This is a genomic window from Rhodanobacter lindaniclasticus (assembly GCF_004799035.1).
GTDB classification, from domain to species: domain Bacteria; phylum Pseudomonadota; class Gammaproteobacteria; order Xanthomonadales; family Rhodanobacteraceae; genus Rhodanobacter; species Rhodanobacter lindaniclasticus.
Window position 1 is genome coordinate 1 of the sequence record NZ_MWIO01000004.1, and the last position, 20,343, is coordinate 20,343.

Genomic DNA, 20,343 nt, shown 5'->3' on the forward strand with positions numbered 1-20,343 from the left:
CTGGGGCGCGCGGTCGCGCGCCCCAGGCCGAGGTGACGAAACACAGCTGCTGCGCCTGCTCGCGGATCGCCGCGACCACGGCCGGATGCTGGTGGCCGAGGTTGCTGCATTCGGCCAGGCTGCTCATGTCCAGGATGCGCCGGCCGTCCTCCAGTTCGAGGTACGCGCCACTGCCGCCGACCACGGTCGGTGCCCGCCATGCCGACTGCACGCACCAGCTGTGCAGCACACTGTCGCGTTCGCTCGCCACACCGATCCCCTCGATCCGGTTTGTGCGGTAATCGCACAACAATTCGTATTGCGAACCCATTGGAAACCTTCTACGCTCGGCCTGTCAATGGAGGCCGCCAACGCATGGCATCGACAGCATTCGAGGACAGCGCGGACTACGTGCAATCGCTGGCGCGCGGGCTCCAGGTGCTGCGCGCATTCGATCGCGAGCTGCCCAGCGCGAGTCTGTCCGAGGTCGCCGAACGCACGGACCTGTCGCGTGCGGTGGTGCGCCGCAGCCTGCTGACCCTGCAGCACCTGGGCTACGTGGGCAGCCGCGGCCGCAGTTTCTTCCTGACCCCGCGCGTGCTGGAGCTGGGCTACAGCTACCTCACCTCGCTGGACCTGACCGAGCTGGCGCAGCAGAGCATGGAGCTGCTGTCGCAGCGGGTCGGCGAGTCGTGTTCGATGGCCGTGCTCGACGGCAGCGACATCGTCTACGTGCTGCGCGTGCCGGTGCGCCGGGTGATGAGCCTGGCGCTGGGCGTGGGCGCGCGGCTGCCGGCGTTCGCCGCCTCGCTGGGGCGGGTGATGCTGGCCGACCTGGCCGAGGCCGAGCTGGCCGCCTGGCTGCGCGGCCAGAAGTTCCGTGCCTACACGCCGCAGACGATCCGCAGCGCCAGCGCGCTGAAGGCGGAACTGCGCCGTGTGCGCGAGCAAGGCTATGCGCTGGTCTCGCGCGAGCTGGAGCCGGGCTTGTGCTCGATCGCGGTGCCGATCCACGCCGGCGACGGCCGCGTGGTCGCCGCGTTGAACGTCGGCATGCCATACAGCGAGGAAGCCCCCGCGCGCGCGGTGCAGCAGATCCTGCCGGCCCTGCACGAGGCGCAGCGCGCCATCGAGCAGGCGATCCGGCGCGGCGGCTGGCTGCCGCACCTGGCAATGAGGCACGCCTATGAATGACGCCTGGCTGGTCGACGCCACGCGCACCCCGTTCGGTCGCCTCGGCGGCGCGCTGGCCGGCGTGCGCGCCGACGATCTCGCCGCGCTGCCGATCGCGGCCTTGATGGCGCGCCACCCGGCGCTGGACTGGGCGGCGCTGGACGAGGTGATCCTGGGCTGCGCGAACCAGTCCGGCGAGGACAACCGCAACGTCGCGCGGATGGCGGCGCTGCTGGCTGGCTTGCCGCCGGACGTGCCGGCCGTCACCGTCAACCGGCTGTGCGCGTCCGGCCTCGAAGCCATCGGCCAAGCCGCGCGCGCGATCGCCTGTGGCGAGGCCGAGCTGGTCGTCGCCGGCGGCGTCGAGAGCATGAGCCGCGCGCCGTACGTGCTGGCCAAGGCCGGCGCGGCGTTCGCGCGCGACCAGCAGCTGGAGGACACCACGCTGGGCTGGCGCCTGGTCAACCCGCGCATGCAGGCCGGCTACGGCATCGACTCGATGACGCAGACTGCCGAGAACCTCGCCCGCGAGCACGGCATCGACCGCGACAGCCAGGACGCCTATGCGCTGCGCAGCCAGCAGCGCACCGCGCACGCGCAGGGGCAGGGCTGGCTGGCGGAGGAAATCACCGCCGTGGATGCGCCGCGTGGGCGGGAGTCGATCCTCGTGCAGATCGACGAACACCCGCGCGCCGAGACCACCGCGGCGAAGCTGGCCGCGCTCAAGCCGCTGCTCGGCGCCGGCAGCAGCATCACCGCCGGCAACGCGTCGGGCCTCAACGACGGCGCCGCCGCCGTGCTGCTGGCCTCCGAGGCGGCACTGGCGCGATACGGCCTGCAGCCGCTGGCGCGCATCGTCGGCATGGCCGCGGCCGGCGTCGCGCCGCGGGTGATGGGCATCGGCCCGGTGCCGGCGATCCGCAAGCTGCTCGCGCGCACCGGCCTGGACCTGGCCGACTTCGACCGCATCGAGATCAACGAGGCGTTCGCCGCGCAGGTGCTCGCCTGCACGCGCACGCTCGGCCTGCCCGACGATGCCGATCACGTCAACGCCAACGGCGGCGCGATCGCGCTCGGCCACCCGCTCGGCGCCAGCGGCGCGCGGCTGGCGCTGAGCGCGGCATTCGCGCTGCGCCGCCATCAGCAACGCCGCGCGCTGGTCAGCCTGTGCATCGGCGTCGGCCAGGGGCTGGCGCTGGCCCTGGAGCGACCATGATGCGACTCCGTTTCCTGCACGCCCTCATCGCCACGGCGGCGCTGCTGCCGCTGGCCGGCCATGCCGCCGATACCGCGCCGCCGGCCGACCGCGCGCTGGGCCGCGCGCTGCTCGGCGAGCTGATCGCCGTCGACACCACCTCCGAACACGGCAGCACCACGGTCGCGGCAGAAAAGCTCGCCAAGCGCTTCCTCGACGCCGGCTTCGCGCCGGCGGACGTGCAGGTGGTCGGCGACGATCCGCGCCGGCGCAACCTGGTGGTGCGCCTGCGCGGCCACGGCGAGCGCAAACCGATCCTGCTGCTGGCGCACCTGGACGTGGTCGAGGCGCGGCGCGAGGACTGGCACGTCGATCCGTTCGCGCTGACCGAGCGCGACGGCTACTTCTACGGTCGCGGCAGCATGGACATCAAGGGCGGCGGCGCCGGCCTGGTCGAGACACTGCTGCGCCTGCACCGTGAGCGTTTCGTGCCGAAGGGCGACTACATCCTCGCGCTGACCGCCGGCGAGGAAGACGGCGTCGCCAACGGCGTGCAGTGGCTGCTGGCGCACCGGCCCGAACTGATCCGCTCGGCTTATTCGATCAACGTCGACGGCGGCGGCCCGGAACTGCGCGGCGGCCGCGTGGCGGTGCTGTCGGTGGAGACCGCCGAGAAGGTGTTCCTGAGCTACACGCTGACCGTGCGCAACCCCGGCGGGCACAGCTCGCTGCCGACGCCCGACAACGCGATCTATCGCTTGGCGCAGGCGCTGGCGCGGCTGGCGCCGCTGCAGTTCCCGCTGCGCAGCAACGCGGCCACCCGCGGCTATTACGCGACGCTGGCGAAGGATTATTCGGGCGCGCTCGCCGCCGACATGCGTGCGGTCGCCCGCGCGCCGTCCGATCCCGCGGCGCTGGCGCGGCTGGCGGCGTCCTCCGTCTACAACAACGCGCAATTGCGCACCACCTGCGTGCCGACGCTGCTCGCAGGCGGCCAGGCCGAGAACGCGCTGCCGCAGCTCGCGCGCGCCACGATCAACTGCCGTCTGCTGCCGGACGAGGACCCTGACCGGGTGGATGCGGCGCTGCGCCAGGCCGTGGCCGATCCCGGCATCGAGATCGCCCGCGTCGCGCCGCCGCAGCCCAGCCCGCCCAGCCCGGTGGACGCGGCGCTGTTCGCGCGGATCGGCGAGGTGGCGCAAGCGCTGTGGGGGCCGATTCCGGTGACGCCCTACATGTCCGCCGGTGCCTCGGACAGCGTGTTCCTGCGCGCCGCCGGGATGCCGTCCTACGTCTTCAACGGCATCGCCTACGACGTCGACGACGACCGTTCGCACGGCCAGGACGAACGCATCCTGGTCGATGCCTACTACCGCTCACTGGAATTTGACTATAGCTTGTTAAAAAAACTTTAAGAGGCCACTGTCTCCTCATGCAACGCACCGCCTTCCCCTGCTTGTACCGCCTGTCCGTCGACGCGGACCGGACCGCCGTGCCGCCGCGGCAGCACCGGCCATGACGGACACACTCGCCACCGGCACGCTGGAGCAGGCGCTGGCCCACGCCGAGCGTCTGCTGCAGCGCGACCCGGCGCTGGCCGGCGAACAGGCCGCGGAGATCCTCAAGGCTGCCGCCGGCCACCCCGCCGCGCTGCGCCTGCTGGCGGCGGCGCGGATGGGGCAGGGCGACACCCAAGGCGCGCTGGAGATCCTCGAACCGCTGGCGCGGGCCCAGCCGAACTGGGCGCTCGCCCAGCTCGACCTTGGCCTGGCGCTGGGCCACGACGGCCGCGGCCAGCAGGCGATCGCCGCGTTGCGTCGCGCGGTGGCGCTGAAGCCCGACCTGCCGCAGGCCTGGCGCGCGCTCGGCGACCATCTCATGGCCGCCGGCGAGCAGGAGGCCGCGGACGCCGCCTACGCCAGCCACGTGCGCCATTCCACCAGCGACCCGCGCCTGCTGGCCGCCGCCACCGCGCTGGTCGAGAACCGCATCCCGGTGGCCGAGGCACTGCTGCGCGAGCATCTGAAGCAGGCGCCGACCGACGTCGCCGCGATCCGCATGTTCGCCGAGGTCGCCGCCCGGCTGGGCCGCAACGAGGATGCGCTGCACCTGCTGGAGCGCTGCCTGGAGCTGGCGCCCGGTTTCGATGCCGCGCGCCAGAACTACGCCCAGGTCCTGCATCGCAGCAACCGGCCGGAGCAGGCGCTGGCGCAGATCGAGCGCCTGCTGGCGACGGCGCCGGGCCACCCCGGCTACCGCAACCTCAAGGCGGTAGTGTTGTGCCGGGTCGGCGACTACGAGCCGGCGATCGCCCTCTACGCCGAGCTGCTGGAGCAGTACCCGGACAACCCGAAGGTGTGGATGAGCTACGGCCATGCGCTGAAGACCGCCGGGCACACGCAGCGCGCCATCGACGCCTACCGCCGCAGCCTGGCACGGGAGCCGTCCTTCGGCGAAGTCTGGTGGAGCCTGGCCAACCTCAAGACCTTCCGCTTCGACGCCGACGATCTCGCCGCGATGCGCCGCCAGCTGGTGCGTACCGACCTGGCCGCGGACGACCGCCTGCACCTGGAGTTCGCCGTCGGCAAGGCGCTGGAGGACGCCGGCGAGTACGAAGCCTCGTTCCGGCACTACGCGCAGGGCAACGCGATCCGCCGCGCCCAGCTGCACTACAGCGCCGACGAGACCAGCGCGCGCGTGCGGCACATCCGCCAGCGTTACACCCGCGGGTTCTTCGCCGCGCGCGCCGGTTGCGGCAGCCCGGCGCGCGATCCGATCTTCGTGGTCGGCCTGCCGCGCTCCGGTTCCACCCTGATCGAGCAGATCCTGGCCAGTCACAGCCAGGTCGAAGGCACCATGGAGCTGCCCGAGGTCACCTCGATCACGCGCATGCTGCGCGAGCGCGCCGGCGCCGACGGCGAGATGCCCTACCACGACGCGCTGGCGGCGCTGGACGCCGGCGCGCTGCGCGAGCTGGGCGAGCGCTACCTCGACAATACCCGCATCCAGCGCAAGACCGCCGCGCCGTTGTTCGTCGACAAGATGCCGAACAACTTCATGCACGTCGGGCTGATCCACCTGATGCTGCCGAACGCCACCATCATCGATGCGCGGCGGCACCCGCTGGCCTGCTGCTTCTCGGGCTTCAAGCAGCACTTCGCGCGCGGGCAGGGCTTCAGCTACAGCCTCGAGGACCTGGCGCGCTACTACCGCGACTATGTCGCGCTGATGGCGCATTTCGACGCGGTGCTGCCCGGGCGCATCCACCGCGTCTTCTACGAACGCATGGTCGAGGACACCGAGGGGGAGATTCGGCGCCTGCTCGACCATTGCGGCCTGCCGTTCGAGGAATCGTGCCTGCGATTCTTCCGGAACGAGCGACCCGTCCGCACCGCGAGTTCGGAACAGGTGCGCCGGCCGATCTACCGCGAAGGGGTGGATCACTGGCAGAACTACGCGCCATGGCTGGCGCCTTTGGAATCGACACTGGGGCAGGTATTGCAGCGCTACCCCGAGGTGCCGGGATTCGAATCCGATGTGGCAGTTTCCGATTGATCGTCATCAACACTTAGAGAGGGGAGCCAATGCACAGGATCAGGGGTAGACAACCAGCAACAACACGGCGGACGAGCTTGAACCGCCTGCCGCTCGCCGCGGCGATCTGCTTCGCCATGAGCTCGGTGGCGTTCGCGCAGGACGCCGGCCAGGCCCAGACGCCGACCGGAACGCCGGCGGCGGAGCAGAAGGTCGCCACGCTCAGCACGGTGACCGTGACCGCGCAGAAACGGACCGAGAACCTGCAGAAGGTGCCGATCAGCATCCAGGTGCTGGGCTCGGAGAGAATCGAGCAGCTGCACATCGCCAACTTCGACGACTACGTGAAGTACCTGCCCAGCGTGTCCTACCAGAGCGCCGGCCCGGGCTTCTCCGAGATCTACATGCGCGGCGTGGCCAGCGGCGGCGACGGCAACCATTCCGGTTCGAGGCCGAGCGTCGGCGTGTACCTCGACGAGCAGCCGGTCACCACCGTCACCGGCCCGCTCGACATCCACATGTACGACATCGCCCGCGTCGAGGTGCTGGCCGGGCCGCAGGGCTCCCTGTACGGTGCCAGCGCGCAGTCCGGCGCGTTGCGCATCATCACCAACAAGCCCGACGCCAGCGGCTTCGCCGCCAGCTACAGCGCCGGCATCGACTCGGTCGCGCATGGCGGCATCGGGCACGTGGTCGAGGGCATGGTCAACATCCCGATCGCGAAAAGCGCGGCGGTCCGTCTGGTCGGCTGGCACGAGCGCGACGCCGGCTACATCGACAACAAGGAAGGCACGCGCACTTACCCGGTATCCGGCATCACCGTCAGCAATGCCAGGAACTGCACGGCGTCGAGCCTGCTGGTCTGCATGCCCGCGGCCAAGAAGGACTACAACGGCAACGACATCGACGGCGCGCGCGCGGCGCTGAAGGTCGACCTCAACGACGACTGGTCGATCAACGGCACCCTGATGGGACAGAACACGGTGGCCCACGGCAACATCGCCACCGACCCGGCGATCGGCGACCTCGCCCTGACCCACTTCTATCCGGAGCGCACTTCCGATCGCTGGTGGCAGGCGGCGCTGACGCTGCAGGGCAAGATCGGCAACTTCGACCTGACCTATGCGTACGCGCACCTCAAGCGGAACCAGGTCGAGCACAACGACTACAGCGACTATTCGTTCTGGTACGACCAGCTGCCCTACGCGTACGGCACCTACCTCTACGACAACGACGGCGCGCTGATCAATCCGTCGCAGTACATCATCGGCAAGGACCGCTACGCCATGGACAGCCACGAGCTGCGCCTGGCGTCGCCGAAGGAGGATCGCCTGCGCGTGGTCGGCGGCCTGTTCTGGGAACGCTCGGTGCACGACATCGAACAGCGCTACATGGTCGACGGCCTGGCCGATTTCCTGTCGATCACCGGCTGGCCGAGCACCCTCTGGCTGACCGAGCAGGTGCGCACCGACCGCGATGAGGCAGTGTTCGGCGAGCTGTCCTACGACTTCATCCCCGACACGCTCACCGGCACCATCGGCGGGCGCTACTTCCGCGCCGACAACAGCCTGGGCGGCTTCTACGGGTTCAGCGCCGGCTACTTCCCCGGCTCCAGCTACGGCGAGGCAGGCTGCGTCTCGCCCGAGCCGTTCCACGGCGCGCCGTGCCTGGACTTCGACAAGAACGTGAAGGAAACCGGCTCGCTCGGCAAGGTCAACCTGACCTGGAACATCTCGCCGACCAAGATGGTCTACCTCACCCGGTCCGAGGGCTACCGCCCCGGCGGCCTGAACCGTCGCGGCTCGCTGCCGCCGTACAAGTCGGATTACCTGACCAACTACGAGTTCGGCTGGAAGACCACCTGGCTCGCCAACCGGCTGTCGTTCAACGGCTCGGTGTTCCAGCAGGACTGGAAGGACTTCCAGTTCAGCATCCTCGGCGCCAACGGCCTCACCGAAATCAAGAACGCCAACCAGGCGCGCATCCGGGGCCTGGAAACGGAGTTGAACTGGGCCGCCGCCTACAACCTGCAACTCAGCGCCGGGGCCGCCTTCTACGACGCCAAGCTGACCGCGACCTACTGCGGCTTCACCGACGCCAACGGCACGCCGGTCACCGATTGTCCCGGTGCGGAGCTGGCGCCGAAGGGCACCCAGCTGCCGGTGACGCCCAGGTTCAAGGGCAACCTGGTGGCGCGCTACACCTTCGACGTCGGTGAAAACGAGGCCTACCTGCAGGGCGCGGTGGTGCATGTGGGCGAGCGCAAGTCCGACCTGCGTCTGCTCGAAAACAGCCTGACCGGCAATCTGGCGGCTTACACCACCATGGATGTCTCCGCCGGCTTCCGCAAGGGCGGCTGGACGCTGGACATGTACATCAACAACCTGTTCGACAAGCGCGCGCAACTCTACAAGTACACCGAGTGCGCCGAGGCGGTTTGCGCCGCCCACGGCGTGGTGGCGCAGTACCCGAACGGGCAGGTGTACACCGTCACCAACCCGCCGCGCACCATCGGCTTGCGCTTCACGCAGGAGTTCTAGGCCGGCAAGCCGCCCGCCCGCACGGCAAGGATGCCCGCGAAAGGCCCCGGTGCGAACCGGGGCCTTTCGCGTTCCAGGGCGGTGTCCGCGGCGGACCGGCGCGTGTTCGTCCGGTTGTCCGTACGGTGTCCGCGGACACTTCGGCGGCGCCGTCGGAACCGATCAAACCGTTGCAGGACAAGCGTTTGCGGCGCCGTGGCCGAGTGGCACGTGGATTGCAATGACTGCCGTGCAACCGCGCTGTACGCGGTCAGGAACGGCATCGATGATTCGCGACACTTCCGCACAGGACAAACTGGTAGAGGTCAAACCCAACCGCAAACGGCAGCTGATCTTCGGCGCCGTCGGCGTGCTCGTGCTCGGCCTGCTGGTGTGGCTGGCGCCCGGCATCGGGCGGCTGTTTTCCGCCTCCGGCTCGGTGAGCGCCTCGCGGCTGTCGTTCGCCACGGTCGAGCGCGGTCCGTTCGTGCGCGACATCGCGGCCGAGGGCAAGGTGGTGGCCGCGGTCAGCCCCACCCTGTACGCCACCTCGGGTGGCGCGGTGACGCTGAAGGTGCACGCCGGCGACACGGTGAAGAAGGGCCAGGTGCTGGCCACCATCGACAGTCCCGAGCTGACCAACAAGCTGGCCCAGGAACAGAGCAACGCCGACGCGATGCAGGTCGACTACATGCGCGCGCAGGTCGATGCACGCAAGCAGCGTTCCGCGCTGCAGAAGGCCTACGACAACGCCAAGATCGACCTGCAGACCGCCCAGCGCGACCTCGCCCGTTACCAGAAGGCGTTTGCCCGCGGCGCCGTGCCCAGCATGGACGTCGACCGCGCCAAGGACACCCTGGACAAGGCCAGCATCTCCCTGGAGCACGCCCACAGCGACCTGGGCATGGACAACGCCAGCCTCAATTTCGACATCCAGTCGAAGAAGCTGGCGCATGACCGCCAGCTGCTGCTGGTGGCCGACCTCAAGCGCCAGGTCGACGACCTCAACGTGAAGTCGCCGGTGGACGGCCAGGTCGGTCAGTTGTTCATCGCCGAAAAGGCCACCGTCGCCAAGGATGCGCAGCTGCTCAGCGTGGTCGACCTGTCCGCGCTGCAGGTGGAGATGCAGGTGCCGGAGAGTTTCGCCCGCGACCTCGGCATCGGCATGACCGGCGAGATCAGCGGCAACGGCCACACCTGGAAGGGCATCGTCAGCGCGATCTCGCCCGAGGTGGTCAACGGCCAGGTCGCCGCGCGGCTGCGCTTCGACGGCACCACGCCGAAACAGCTGCGCCAGAACCAGCGCCTGTCGGTGCGCGTGCTGCTGGACAAGCGCGACAACGTGCTCACCGTGCAGCGCGGCTCGTTCGTCGACGAATCCGGCGGCAGCTACGCCTACCTGGTGCACGACGGCATCGCCACCAAGACCCCGATCCGCGTCGGCGCCTCCAGCATCGACAAGGTGGAGATCCTCGAAGGCCTGAAGGAAGGCGACAAGATCGTGATCTCCGGCACCGACAGCTTCAAGGGCGCGGCCACGGTCGCGATCAGCAACTGACGCAGATTCACTCCCTCCCCTGCCTGCAGGGGAGGGCCGGGGTGGGGTAGCTCTTCGTCACGCAAGATCAAGGCGTCACCCCCTCCCAGCCTCCCCCTGCGAAGCAGGGGGAGGGGCAAAACACCATCACCACCACCAAAGGACGCAACCATGCTGAAGATGACCCACCTGTCCAAGGTCTACCGCACCGAAGTGGTGGAGACCTACGCACTGCGCGATTTCAACATCGACGTGAAGGAGGGCGAGTTCGTGGCCGTGACCGGACCGTCCGGTTCGGGCAAGACCACCTTCCTGACCATCGCCGGCTTGCTGGAGACGTTCACCGGCGGCGAGTACCACCTCGACGGCGTGGAGGTCAGCAACCTCAACGACAACGCGCGCTCGAAGATCCGCAACGAGAAGATCGGCTTCATCTTCCAGGCGTTCAACCTGATCCCGGATCTCAACGTGTTCGACAACATCGAGGTGCCGCTGCGCTACCGCGGCATGAAGGCCGCCGAGCGCAAGCAGCGCATCATGGACTCGCTGGAACGCGTCGGCCTGGCCTCGCGCGCCAAGCATTACCCGGCCGAACTCTCCGGCGGCCAGCAGCAGCGCGTGGCGATCGCCCGCGCGCTGGCCGGTTCGCCGCGCCTGCTGCTGGCGGACGAACCGACCGGCAACCTGGACACCCAGATGGCCCGCGGCGTGATGGAGCTGCTTGAGGAGATCCACCGCGACGGCGCCACCATCGTGATGGTCACGCATGACCCCGAGCTGGCCGCCCGCGCCCAGCGCAACGTGCACATCATCGACGGCCAGGTGGTCGATCTGGCCGAGGAGCCGCGCTTCCACGCCCATGCGGCTGCAGGGAATCGGGAATAGGGAATCGGAGAGAGCGATCGCGCATGCGTCGGCTTTGACGAAGCCCCAATCCCGGATATCGAGATGTTCACCTACTACCTCCAACTCGGACTGCGCAGCCTGCGCCGCAACCCCGCCCTCACTGCGCTGATGGTGATGGCGATCGGTTTCGGCGTGGCGGCGTCGATGATCACGTACTCCGTGTTCCGTGCCGTGTCGGGCAATCCGATACCAGGCAAGTCGGCGCAGCTGTTCACGCCGCAGGTGGACGGCTGGGGGCCGCAGCAGAACCTGAAGGGCGAGCCGGCCGAGGCGCTGGGTTACATCGACGCGATGGCGCTGATGCGTGCACACGAGGCCAAGCGCCAGACGTTCCTGTACCCGGTGCAACTGTCGGTGATGCTGGGCGGCAGTCGCGACCTTCCATTGAACGCCAACGGCTACGCCGTGACCGCCGACTTCTTCAGCATGTTCGAGGTGCCGTTCCGCTACGGCGGCGGCTGGAGTGCGCAGGACGACGACGCACGCGCTAGTGCCGTCGTCATCAGCGGCAAGCTCAATGCCAAGCTGTTCGGCGGCGCCGACAGCGTGGGGCGCACGTTCAATCTTGGCGGGCATGACTACCACGTGGTGGGCGTCACCAGCCAATGGAACCCGCGGCCACGCTTCTACGACCTGTTCAGCACCAACGGCTTTGCCGACGAGCCGGACATCTACATGGTGTTCAGTCGTGCGCTGGACCTGCAGATGCGCTCGGGCGGGCGCAACAGTTGCCGCGGCTCGCTCAGCTACACGACCTGGCAGGGTTATCTGCAGAGCAACTGCGTGTGGATCACGCCGTGGGTGGAACTGGACAGCCCCGCCGAGGTCGCCAGCTACCGCCGCTTCCTCACCAACTACGCCGCCGACCAGCAGCACGCGGGCCGCTTCGGCTGGGCAGCCAACGTGCGTCTGCGCGACGTGATGCAGTGGCTCGACTACGAGCACGTGGTGCCGCCGGAAAGCCGCATCTCGCTGGTGGTGGCGCTGGGCTTTTTCCTGATCTGCCTGGTCAACACCATCGGCCTGCTGCTGGCGAAGTTCATGCGCCGCTCCGGCGAGATCGGCGTGCGCCGCGCGCTGGGCGCGACGCGGCGCGAGATCTATACCCAATACCTGATCGAGGCCGCCACGATAGGCCTGGCCGGTGGCGTGCTGGGTCTGCTGCTCACGGCGGTGGGCGTGTCCGGCGTGGGCATCCTGTTCCGGCCGGAGATCGCGAAGCTGGCCCGGCTCGATGTCTCGCTGGTGGGGCTGACCCTCGTCGTCGCCATCATCGCCACCGTGCTGGCGGCGTTCTACCCGGCGTGGCGCGCGGCACACGTGCAACCCGCCTGGCAACTGAAGTCGAGCTGAGGAGAGTGCCATGAATTTTCAGGTCAGGCCCATCCTCACCGCGCTGCGCCGGCACAAGGCGGGCACCATGCTGATCGCGCTGCAGATCGCGTTGACGCTGGCCATCGTGTGCAACGCGCTGTTCATCATCCACCAGCGACTGGGCAACCTGTCCGCGAGCAGCGGCGTGGACGAGGCCAACGTGTTCGTCATCGCCAACATGTGGGCCGACATGGGCCAGTCGACCTCGCAGATCGATGCGCAGGTGCGCGCCGACCTGATCGCGCTGCGGCAATTGCCGGCCGTGGGCGATGCCACGCCCGCCAGCGGCTATCCGCTGCGGGGCGGCGGCTGGGACAACTTCGTCACCATGACGCCCGACCAGGTCAAGCCGACCACGGATAGCGCGGTGTACACCGGCGACGAGCATTTCATCGATACGCTGGGCCTGAATCTCGTCGCGGGACGCAATTTCCGCGCCGATGAGGTGATGGTGATGGGCACCCAGGAAGCTGTCACTCCGCCGACGGTGATCGTGAGCAAGGCGCTCGCCGACCGTCTGTTCCCCGACGGCAACGCGCTGGGCAAGAGCTTCTATGCGATGGGCACCACGCCGAGCACGATCGTCGGCATCGTCGACCCGCTGCACCGGCAGGGCGTGGATCAATGGAGCAACGGCTATGCCGGCCAGTCGCTGATCTGGCCGATGCGGGCGGATGATTCGCGCGGCGTGTACTACATCGTGCGCGCCAGGCCCGGCCAGCTTGCCGACGCCATGCGCGAGGTGCCCAAGGCGCTGTACGCACAAAGCCGCATGCGCATCATCGATCCCAAGGACGGCATCCAGGACTACGCCACCATCCGTCACAAGGTCTACGACAGCGACCGCGGCATGGCGATCCTGATGGGCATCATCAGCGTGGTGCTGCTGGCGATCACCGCGGCCGGCATCGTGGGCCTGACCAGCTTCTGGGTCGGCCAGCGCCGCAAGCAGATCGGCGTGCGCCGCGCACTGGGTGCACGGCAGCGCGACATCCTCGCGTATTTCCTCACCGAGAACTTCCTGATCAGCGCGTCCGGCGCGGTGCTGGGCATCGTGCTGGGCTTCGCCTTCAACCTGTGGACGGTGACCCACTTCGCGATGGACCGGATGTCGCTGGTCTACGTGGGTCTGGGCGTGCTGATGCTGGTGCTGCTTGGCCAGGCCGCCACGCTGGCGCCGGCGCTGCGCGCCTCGCGCGTGTCGCCGGTGGAGGCCACGCGGAGCGTGTGAACGACGAATTCCTGCAGGGCGCACGAGGTGCTCCTGCAACAACGAAGGCTTCGCGCACGAAGGTGCGCCCCTGCATGTGACAACGGAGAGACGAGATGTTCGCCTACTACCTTGAACTGGCCCTGCGCAGCCTGAAACGCAGCCCCGGACTCACCGCACTGATGGTGCTGGCGATCGGCTTCGGCGTGGCCGCGTCGATGACCTCGTGGTCGGTGTTCCGCGCGGTGTCTGGCGACCCGATTCCATGGAAATCGTCCAAGCTGTTCGTGCCGCAGATCGACATGTGGGGGCCGAACGGCCGCAGTCCCGACGGCGAGCCGCCGAATGCCATGGACTACACCGACGCTGTCGCCCTGATGCGCGACCACCGCGCCAAGCGGCAGTCGGCGATGTACCAGATCTCGCCCTCGATCGTGCCGACCGATGCCAGCAAGCATCCGCTCAATGTCAGCGGGCATGCCGTGTACGGCGAGTTCTTTCCGATGCTGGACGTGCCGTTCCAGTACGGTCGCGGCTGGAGCAGCAGCGACGACGCCAACCGTGCCCAGGTCGTGGTGATCAGCAGCAAGCTCAACCAGAAGCTGTTCGGCGGCGTCGACAGCGTGGGTCGCATCGTCAATGTCGAAGGCCGGGACTATCGCGTGGTCGGCGTGCTCGACCATTGGAACCCGCAGCCGCGCTTCTACGACGTGGTCAACAGCGGCGGCTTCTCCACCACCGATGCCGACGTGTTCCTGCCGTTCCAGACCGCAATCCAGGCCGACATCACCAACGACGGCAACACCAACTGCAATGCGGTGCCCGACGAGCCGGGCTTCGTCGGCCTGCAGCACTCGCCCTGCGCGTGGATCGCGTTCATGGCCGAACTTGACGATGCCGCGGCGGTGACGGCGTATCGCGCCTATCTCGACGGCTATGCCAAGGACCAGCAGTCTGCCGGGCGCTTCCGCTGGGCGCCGAACAACCGCCTGCGCGACGTGCCGGCATGGCTGGAAAACCAGCACGTGGTGCCCAGCGATACCAAGGTGTCCTTGCTGGTGGCGCTGGGCCTGCTGCTGGTGTGCCTGGTCAATACGGTGGGCCTGCTGCTGGCCAAGTTCCTGCGCCGCAGCAGCGAGATCGGCGTGCGCCGCGCGCTGGGTGCGCCGCGTGCGGCGATCTACACGCAGTTCCTGGTCGAGGCGGGCATTGTCGGCGCGGCCGGCGGCGTGCTCGGCCTGCTGTTGACCGGCGCCGGCGTGGCCAGCGTGGGCTGGGTGTTGCCGCGTGACATCGCCTCGCTGGCGCGGATCGACGTGTCGCTGCTGGTGCTGACCCTGCTGGTGGCGGTGGTCGCCACCATGCTGGCCGGCCTGTATCCCACCTACCGAGCCTCGCGCGTGCAACCCGCGTGGCAGCTGAAGAGCAATTGAGGATCACGCCATGAAACTGCATCCCATCCTCGCCGCACTGCGCAAGCACAAGGCCGGTACCGTGCTCATCTCCCTGCAGATCGCGCTGACCCTGGCGATCGTGTGCAATGCGATCTTCATCATCGGCCAGCGCATCGAACGGGTGAACCGGCCCACCGGGCTCAACGAGAGCAACCTGCTCCTGGTCACCCAGCAATGGGTGGGCGCGCCGAACGCCGACACCGCCGACGGCGTGGAGAAACTCGACGCGATGCAGCGCGAGGATCTGGCCGCATTGCGCAACCTGCCCGGCGTCGTGTCGGTGACGCCGACCAATTCGCTGCCCTTGCTCAACTCCTCCTGGACCGGCTCGGTGTCGCACAAGCCGGGCGCCCAGCTCGGCGGCAAGGACAACACCCGCACGGCGTACTACTTCATCGGCGACCAGGCAATGGACACGTTTGGCCTGAAGCTGGTGGCCGGCCGCGCCTTCACTGCCGGCGACGTGCAGCACCAGGGCTTTCGCGACCAGCCGCCGCGGCCGATCGCGATCATCACCAAGGCCTTGGCGCAAAAGCTGTTCCCCGACGGCAGTGCGGTCGGCAAGGTGATGTACAGCGACGGCAGCAATGCACCGACCACCATCATCGGCGTGGTCGAGCGGATGCAGACGCCGGCCACCGGCAGCTGGGGCAACGACTTCGCGTGGTACTCGACGCTGATCCCGACCCGGCTGGACGCCAACTTCGCCCGCTACGCCGTGCGCACCCGGCCCGGCCAGCTCGACAGCGTGATGCGCGCCGTGACCCCGTTGCTGTACAAGGTCAACCCGCTGCGCGTGCTCGACGACGACAGCGTCAAGTCCTTCGGCGAGATCCGCGCCAAGGCGTACCGCGCCGACGTGGGCATGGCGATCCTGATGGGCGTGATCTGTCTGGTGCTGATCGCGGTCACCGCCGCCGGCATCGTCGGCCTGACCAGCTTCTGGGTCGGCCAGCGCCATCGGCAGATCGGTGTGCGTCGTGCCCTGGGCGCGCGCAAGATCGACATCCTGCACTACTTCCAGGTCGAGAACCTGCTGATCGCCGGCATCGGCGTACTGCTTGGCATCGCGCTCGCGATCGGCCTGAACCTGTGGCTGATGACGCGCTACGAGATGACCCGGTTGCCGGTGCTGTACGTGCTGGTGGGGGTGCTGGCCATGCTGGTGATCGGCCAGGCTGCCGTGTTCGTGCCCGCGCGGCGCGCGTCCAACGTGCCTCCGGTGTCGGCCACCCGGGCTGCGTGATTTTTGCGGGCCGGGATTCGGCGGACGGGAAGGGGCAATCGCAAGCGCACGGGCTCGCGCCGCTGTCGCTCTTGCGCATCCCTTCCCGGTTCCGGACCCGGTCTCCTTGGGAGATATCATGTTTGCCTACTATCTCGAACTGGCGCTGCGCAGTCTCAAGCGCAACAGGGCGCTCACCGCGCTGATGGTGCTGGCGATCGCGCTGGGCATCGGCGCGTCGATGACCACGCTCACGGTGCTGCACGTGCTGTCGGGCGATCCGCTGCCGGGAAGCAGCGGCACGCTGTACTACCCGCAGATCGACCCGCGCGACAACAGTGGCCAGCTGCCCGGCGCCGAGCCGCCGGAGCAGGTCACCCTGATCGACGGCCTCAACCTGTTGCACGCCGGACGCGCCGACCGCCAGGCACTGATGACCGGCGGCTCCGTGCCGATCCAGCCCGACTCCGTGGTCGTGGACCCGTTCTACGTGGAATCGCGTTACACCACCGCCGATTTTTTCCCGATGTTCGGCACGCGGTTTAGCTACGGCCGCGGCTGGAACGCCGCCGACGACGAGGCGAAGGCGCGCGAGGTGGTGATCAACGGCGAGCTCAACCAGCGCCTGTTCGGTGGCGCCGACAGCGTGGGCCGCAATCTGCGCATCGCCGACGCCAGCTTCCGCATCGTCGGCGTGCTCGACGACTGGGCACCCAACCCCCACTTCTACGATCTCAACACCGGCTCCTACGGCCGCGCCGAGCAGGTATTCGTACCGTTGCAGACGGCACTGGACCTGAAGATGGAGCACAACGGCTCCAACGACTGCTGGGGCAGGGGAGCCGGTGGCGTGGGCCGGATCTATCCCTCGGAAAGCTGCGTGTGGCTGCAGTTCTGGGCGCAACTGGACAGCCCGGCCAAGGCGGCGGACTACAAGCAGTTCCTGGTGCACTACTCGCAGGAGCAGAAGGCGCTGGGACGCTTCGCGAAGGCGCCGAACGTGCGCCTGCGCAACATGATGCAGTGGCTGGCCCATGAGCGCGTGGTGCCCGACGACGTGCGCCTGCAGACCGGCCTCGCCTTCGGCTTCCTGCTGGTCTGCCTGGTCAACACGGTGGGACTGATGCTGGCCAAGTTCATGCGCCGCGCCGGCGACCTCGGCGTGCGCCGCGCGCTGGGCGCCTCCAAGCGCGCGCTGTTCGGCCAGTTGCTGATCGAATCCGGGGTGGTGGGCGTGGTGGGCGGCGCCGGCGGCCTGCTGCTGGCGGGGTTGGGCCTGTGGGTGGTGCGGCAGCGTCCGTCCAGCTACGCCGCGCTGGCCCACCTGGACGCGACGATGCTGCTGACCACGTTCGTGCTGGCACTGGGCTCGACCCTGCTGGCGGGCATGCTGCCGGCATGGCGCGCCTGCCAGGTGCCGCCGGCCCTGCAACTGAAGAGTAATTAGTGCGCTTTCCCTGCGCGTGGAAGCGGCCATCCATGGCCGCACTACTCAAGAAAAGCCGCTCCGATCTGGAGCATGAGGCAAGATTCATGGAACTGCGACCGATCCTCTCCACGCTGCGGCGGCACAAGACCACCGCCTGGCTGCTGATCCTGGAGATCGCGCTGACCTGCGCGATCGTGTGCAACGCGGTGTTCATGATCAACCATCGCCTGCAGCACATGGAGATGCCCACCGGCATCGACGAACATGCGCTGGTGCAGATCCAGCTGGCCGAGGTGACGCCATCGCCGGACATCTACGCGCGGGCAAGGGAGGATCTTGCCGTGATCCGGCAAGTGCCCGGCGTGCTGGACGTGGCGCTGGTCAACCAGTTGCCGCTGGGCGGCTCCTCGTCCAATGCCAGCATCAAGCTGGACCCGGAGCAGCGCCAGCCGACCCTCAGCGCCGGCACCTATTTCGGCGGGAACCTGGCGCAGACGATGGGTCTGCGCCTGCTGGCGGGGCGCCACCTGCAGCCCGACGAGGTGCTCGACGCCGACGTGGTGCTCAAGGCGCTGGCCACCGGCGACACCAAGGTCATCGCACCGGTCACGGTCATCACGCAGGCCATGGCGCAACGGCTGTGGCCGGGCGCCGACGCGCTCGGCAAGACGATCTACGTCGGCCCGGTCGGCGTGCGCGTGGTCGGCGTGGTCGCCGACCTGGCGCGCGCCAACGCCTACGATGACGCGACCGCGCACTACTCGATGATCCTGCCGATGTTCATGGGCGCCGGCAAGGACCAGAGCTACCTGATCCGCACGCGCCCGCAGGATCGCCAGGCCGTGCTGAAAGCCGCCGTGGCGGCGCTGAAGAAAGCCGACCCGCGGCGGGTGGTGACCGAGCAGCGCACCTACGACGAAGTGCGCGACAAGTTCTTCGAGAACGACCGCTCGATGGCCGGCATCCTGGTGGGCGCGATCGCCGCGCTGCTGATCGTCACCGCGCTGGGCATCGTCGGCCTGGCCAGTTTCTGGGTGGCGCAACGCCGGCGCACCATCGGCGTGCGCCGCGCGCTGGGCGCAACGCGCCGCAACATCCTCAACTATTTCCAGACCGAGAACCTGCTGCTGGCCACGATCGGCATCGTGCTCGGCATGGTGCTCGCCTACGCCATCAACCTGTTCCTGATGCTGCACTACGAGCTGCCGCGATTGCCGGCGATCTATTTCCCGGTGGGCGCGATCGCGCTGTGGCTGATCGGCCAGCTCGCCGTGCTCGGTCCGGCGCTGCGCGCCGCGGCGGTGCCGCCTGTCGTGGCAACGAGGTCGGTGTGACGCAGGAGCCCGCTCGCGGGCGATGCCCTTGATTTGATCTGCGTCGCGCATTTGAGCAGGAGCATCGCCCGCGAGCGGGCTCCTGCGAAAGAACGAGTCAACAGGAGTAATTCGGACGTGTTCACCTATTACCTCGATCTCGCCCTGCGCAGCCTCAAGCGCAACAAGGTGCTCACCGCGCTGATGGTCATCGCCATCGCGGTGGGCATCGGCGCCAGCATGACCACGCTGACGGTGATGCATCTGCTCTCCGGCGACCCGGTGCCCACGCGCAGCGGCACGCTGTTCTATCCGCAGGTGGACGGCAACCCGACGCCCGGCGATTTCAAGCAGCCGCTGGACGTGATGGATTACCAGTCGGCAGTGGACCTGTGGGGCGCGCATCGGGCCGATGCCCAGACGCTGGTGGTGGACAGCCCGGTGCGGCTGAGCGCGCCGGGGGTCAACCTGCCGACCTTGATGCCGAGCATGCTGTCCACCACCAGCGACTTCTTCCCGATGTTCGACGTGCCGTTCCGCTACGGCAGCGGCTGGAGCGCGGATGACGATGCCCGGCACGCGCGGGTGGCGGTGATCTCCGACGATCTCAACCACAAGCTGTTCGGCGGCCGCGACAGTGTCGGCCAGGTGCTGCGCCTGCGCGACACGGACGTGCGCATCGTCGGCGTGCTGCGTCCATGGCGCCCGTCGCCGGTGTTCTACACCGTGGCCGGCGGCCGCTTTGCCAATGGCGACACCGCGGACTTCTACGGCAAGACGCAGGACGTGTTCACGCCGTTCTTCACCGGTCTCGAACTCAACGACGGCAACTTCCAGCAGTTCACCTGCTGGCACATGCCCGAGCGGCCGGGCCATCTGCAGAACTCGCCGTGTGCGTGGGTGCGCCTGTGGGTGCAGCTTGGCGACGCCGGCAAGGTCGCCGCGTACAAGCAGTTCCTGGATGGCTACGCGGCGCAGCAGGCCGCGCTGGGACGCATCGTGCGGCCGCAGAACACGCGCCTGCGCAGCCTGATGCAATGGCTGGACTACAACGGCGTGGTGCCCGGCGACGTGCGGCTGCAGACCTGGCTGGCGTTTGCGTTTCTCGCCATCTGCCTGTTCAACATGATCGGCCTGCTGCTGGCGAAGTTCCTGCGCCGCAGCGGCGAGATCGGCGTGCGCCGCGCGCTCGGCGCCAGCCGCGGCGCGGTGTTCGCGCAATGCCTGGTGGAGGCCGGGCTGGTCGGCTTGATCGGCGGCATCGGTGGCCTGGGCCTGACCCTGCTCGGCCTGTGGCTGGTTCGCCGGCAGCCGGTGGCGTACGCCGATCTGGCGCACCTGGACGTGTCGATGTTCGTCGCCACCTTCGTCACCGCGATCGCCGCCAGCCTGCTGGCCGGGGTCCTGCCGGCGTTCCGCGCCAGCCGGGTGGCGCCGGGCCTTCAGCTAAAGACTTTGTAGTGCGCTGTTCCTGCGCAGGAGCCCGGCCATCCCT

Annotated in this window: 15 protein-coding genes; 14 read left to right on the top strand and 1 reads right to left on the bottom strand. The window is 68.4% G+C overall.

All coding sequences use genetic code 11. The features are described 5' to 3' along the window. A partial coding sequence (locus B1991_RS01155; RefSeq protein WP_246031018.1) for an aminotransferase class III-fold pyridoxal phosphate-dependent enzyme occupies positions 1 to 310 on the bottom strand: 310 nt, incomplete at its 3' end. Positions 311 to 354: 44 nt separating this feature from the next. Between B1991_RS01155 and B1991_RS01160 the strand changes: the two genes are divergently transcribed. From B1991_RS01160 to B1991_RS01225, 14 genes are all read left to right on the top strand, one after another. Next, positions 355 to 1,173, top strand: coding sequence for an IclR family transcriptional regulator domain-containing protein (locus tag B1991_RS01160; RefSeq protein WP_136256873.1), 819 nt, complete (start codon positions 355 to 357; stop codon positions 1,171 to 1,173). Then, positions 1,166 to 2,368 (top strand): 3-oxoadipyl-CoA thiolase, encoded by a 1,203-nt coding sequence (pcaF, locus tag B1991_RS01165; RefSeq protein ID WP_136256874.1) that lies wholly within the window; start codon positions 1,166 to 1,168, stop codon positions 2,366 to 2,368. The genes B1991_RS01160 and pcaF overlap by 8 nt, the downstream gene beginning before the upstream one ends. Then, entirely contained in the window at positions 2,365 to 3,762 is a 1,398-nt protein-coding gene (locus tag B1991_RS01170) for a M20/M25/M40 family metallo-hydrolase (RefSeq protein WP_136256875.1), read from the top strand. Before pcaF ends, B1991_RS01170 begins: the two co-directional genes overlap by 4 nt. A 100-nt stretch (positions 3,763 to 3,862) precedes the next feature. Further along, positions 3,863 to 5,902, top strand: coding sequence for a tetratricopeptide repeat-containing sulfotransferase family protein (locus tag B1991_RS01175; RefSeq protein ID WP_136256876.1), 2,040 nt, complete (start codon positions 3,863 to 3,865; stop codon positions 5,900 to 5,902). 29 nt (positions 5,903 to 5,931) lie between these two features. Continuing rightward, positions 5,932 to 8,421 (top strand): TonB-dependent receptor, encoded by a 2,490-nt coding sequence (locus B1991_RS01180; RefSeq protein ID WP_210772071.1) that lies wholly within the window; start codon positions 5,932 to 5,934, stop codon positions 8,419 to 8,421. A 265-nt stretch (positions 8,422 to 8,686) separates the two neighbouring features. Beyond that, the gene (locus B1991_RS01185; RefSeq protein WP_136256878.1) at positions 8,687 to 9,958 is read left to right on the top strand and encodes an efflux RND transporter periplasmic adaptor subunit; all 1,272 of its coding nucleotides are present in this window, start codon (positions 8,687 to 8,689) and stop codon (positions 9,956 to 9,958) included. A 150-nt stretch (positions 9,959 to 10,108) separates the two neighbouring features. Next, on the top strand, positions 10,109 to 10,822 hold the full coding sequence (locus tag B1991_RS01190; RefSeq protein ID WP_136256879.1) for an ABC transporter ATP-binding protein: 714 nt from the start codon (positions 10,109 to 10,111) through the stop codon (positions 10,820 to 10,822). 63 nt (positions 10,823 to 10,885) lie between these two features. Next, entirely contained in the window at positions 10,886 to 12,196 is a 1,311-nt protein-coding gene (locus tag B1991_RS01195; protein WP_136256880.1) for an ABC transporter permease, read from the top strand. A 10-nt stretch (positions 12,197 to 12,206) separates the two neighbouring features. Continuing rightward, positions 12,207 to 13,448, top strand: coding sequence for an ABC transporter permease (locus B1991_RS01200; RefSeq protein ID WP_136256881.1), 1,242 nt, complete (start codon positions 12,207 to 12,209; stop codon positions 13,446 to 13,448). Between the two features lie 95 nt (positions 13,449 to 13,543). Further along, on the top strand, positions 13,544 to 14,860 hold the full coding sequence (locus B1991_RS01205) for an ABC transporter permease (protein ID WP_136256882.1): 1,317 nt from the start codon (positions 13,544 to 13,546) through the stop codon (positions 14,858 to 14,860). 10 nt (positions 14,861 to 14,870) lie between these two features. Next, positions 14,871 to 16,127, top strand: coding sequence for an ABC transporter permease (locus B1991_RS01210; RefSeq protein ID WP_136256883.1), 1,257 nt, complete (start codon positions 14,871 to 14,873; stop codon positions 16,125 to 16,127). A gap of 118 nt (positions 16,128 to 16,245) precedes the next feature. Beyond that, entirely contained in the window at positions 16,246 to 17,553 is a 1,308-nt protein-coding gene (locus B1991_RS01215; protein ID WP_136256884.1) for an ABC transporter permease, read from the top strand. An 86-nt stretch (positions 17,554 to 17,639) separates the two neighbouring features. Further along, positions 17,640 to 18,869, top strand: a complete 1,230-nt coding sequence (locus B1991_RS01220) for an ABC transporter permease (RefSeq protein WP_136256885.1) — start codon at positions 17,640 to 17,642, stop codon at positions 18,867 to 18,869. A gap of 117 nt (positions 18,870 to 18,986) precedes the next feature. Further along, a complete protein-coding gene (locus B1991_RS01225; protein WP_136256886.1) occupies positions 18,987 to 20,309 on the top strand; it encodes an ABC transporter permease in 1,323 nt (440 codons plus the stop codon). Positions 20,310 to 20,343: the final 34 nt, after the last annotated feature.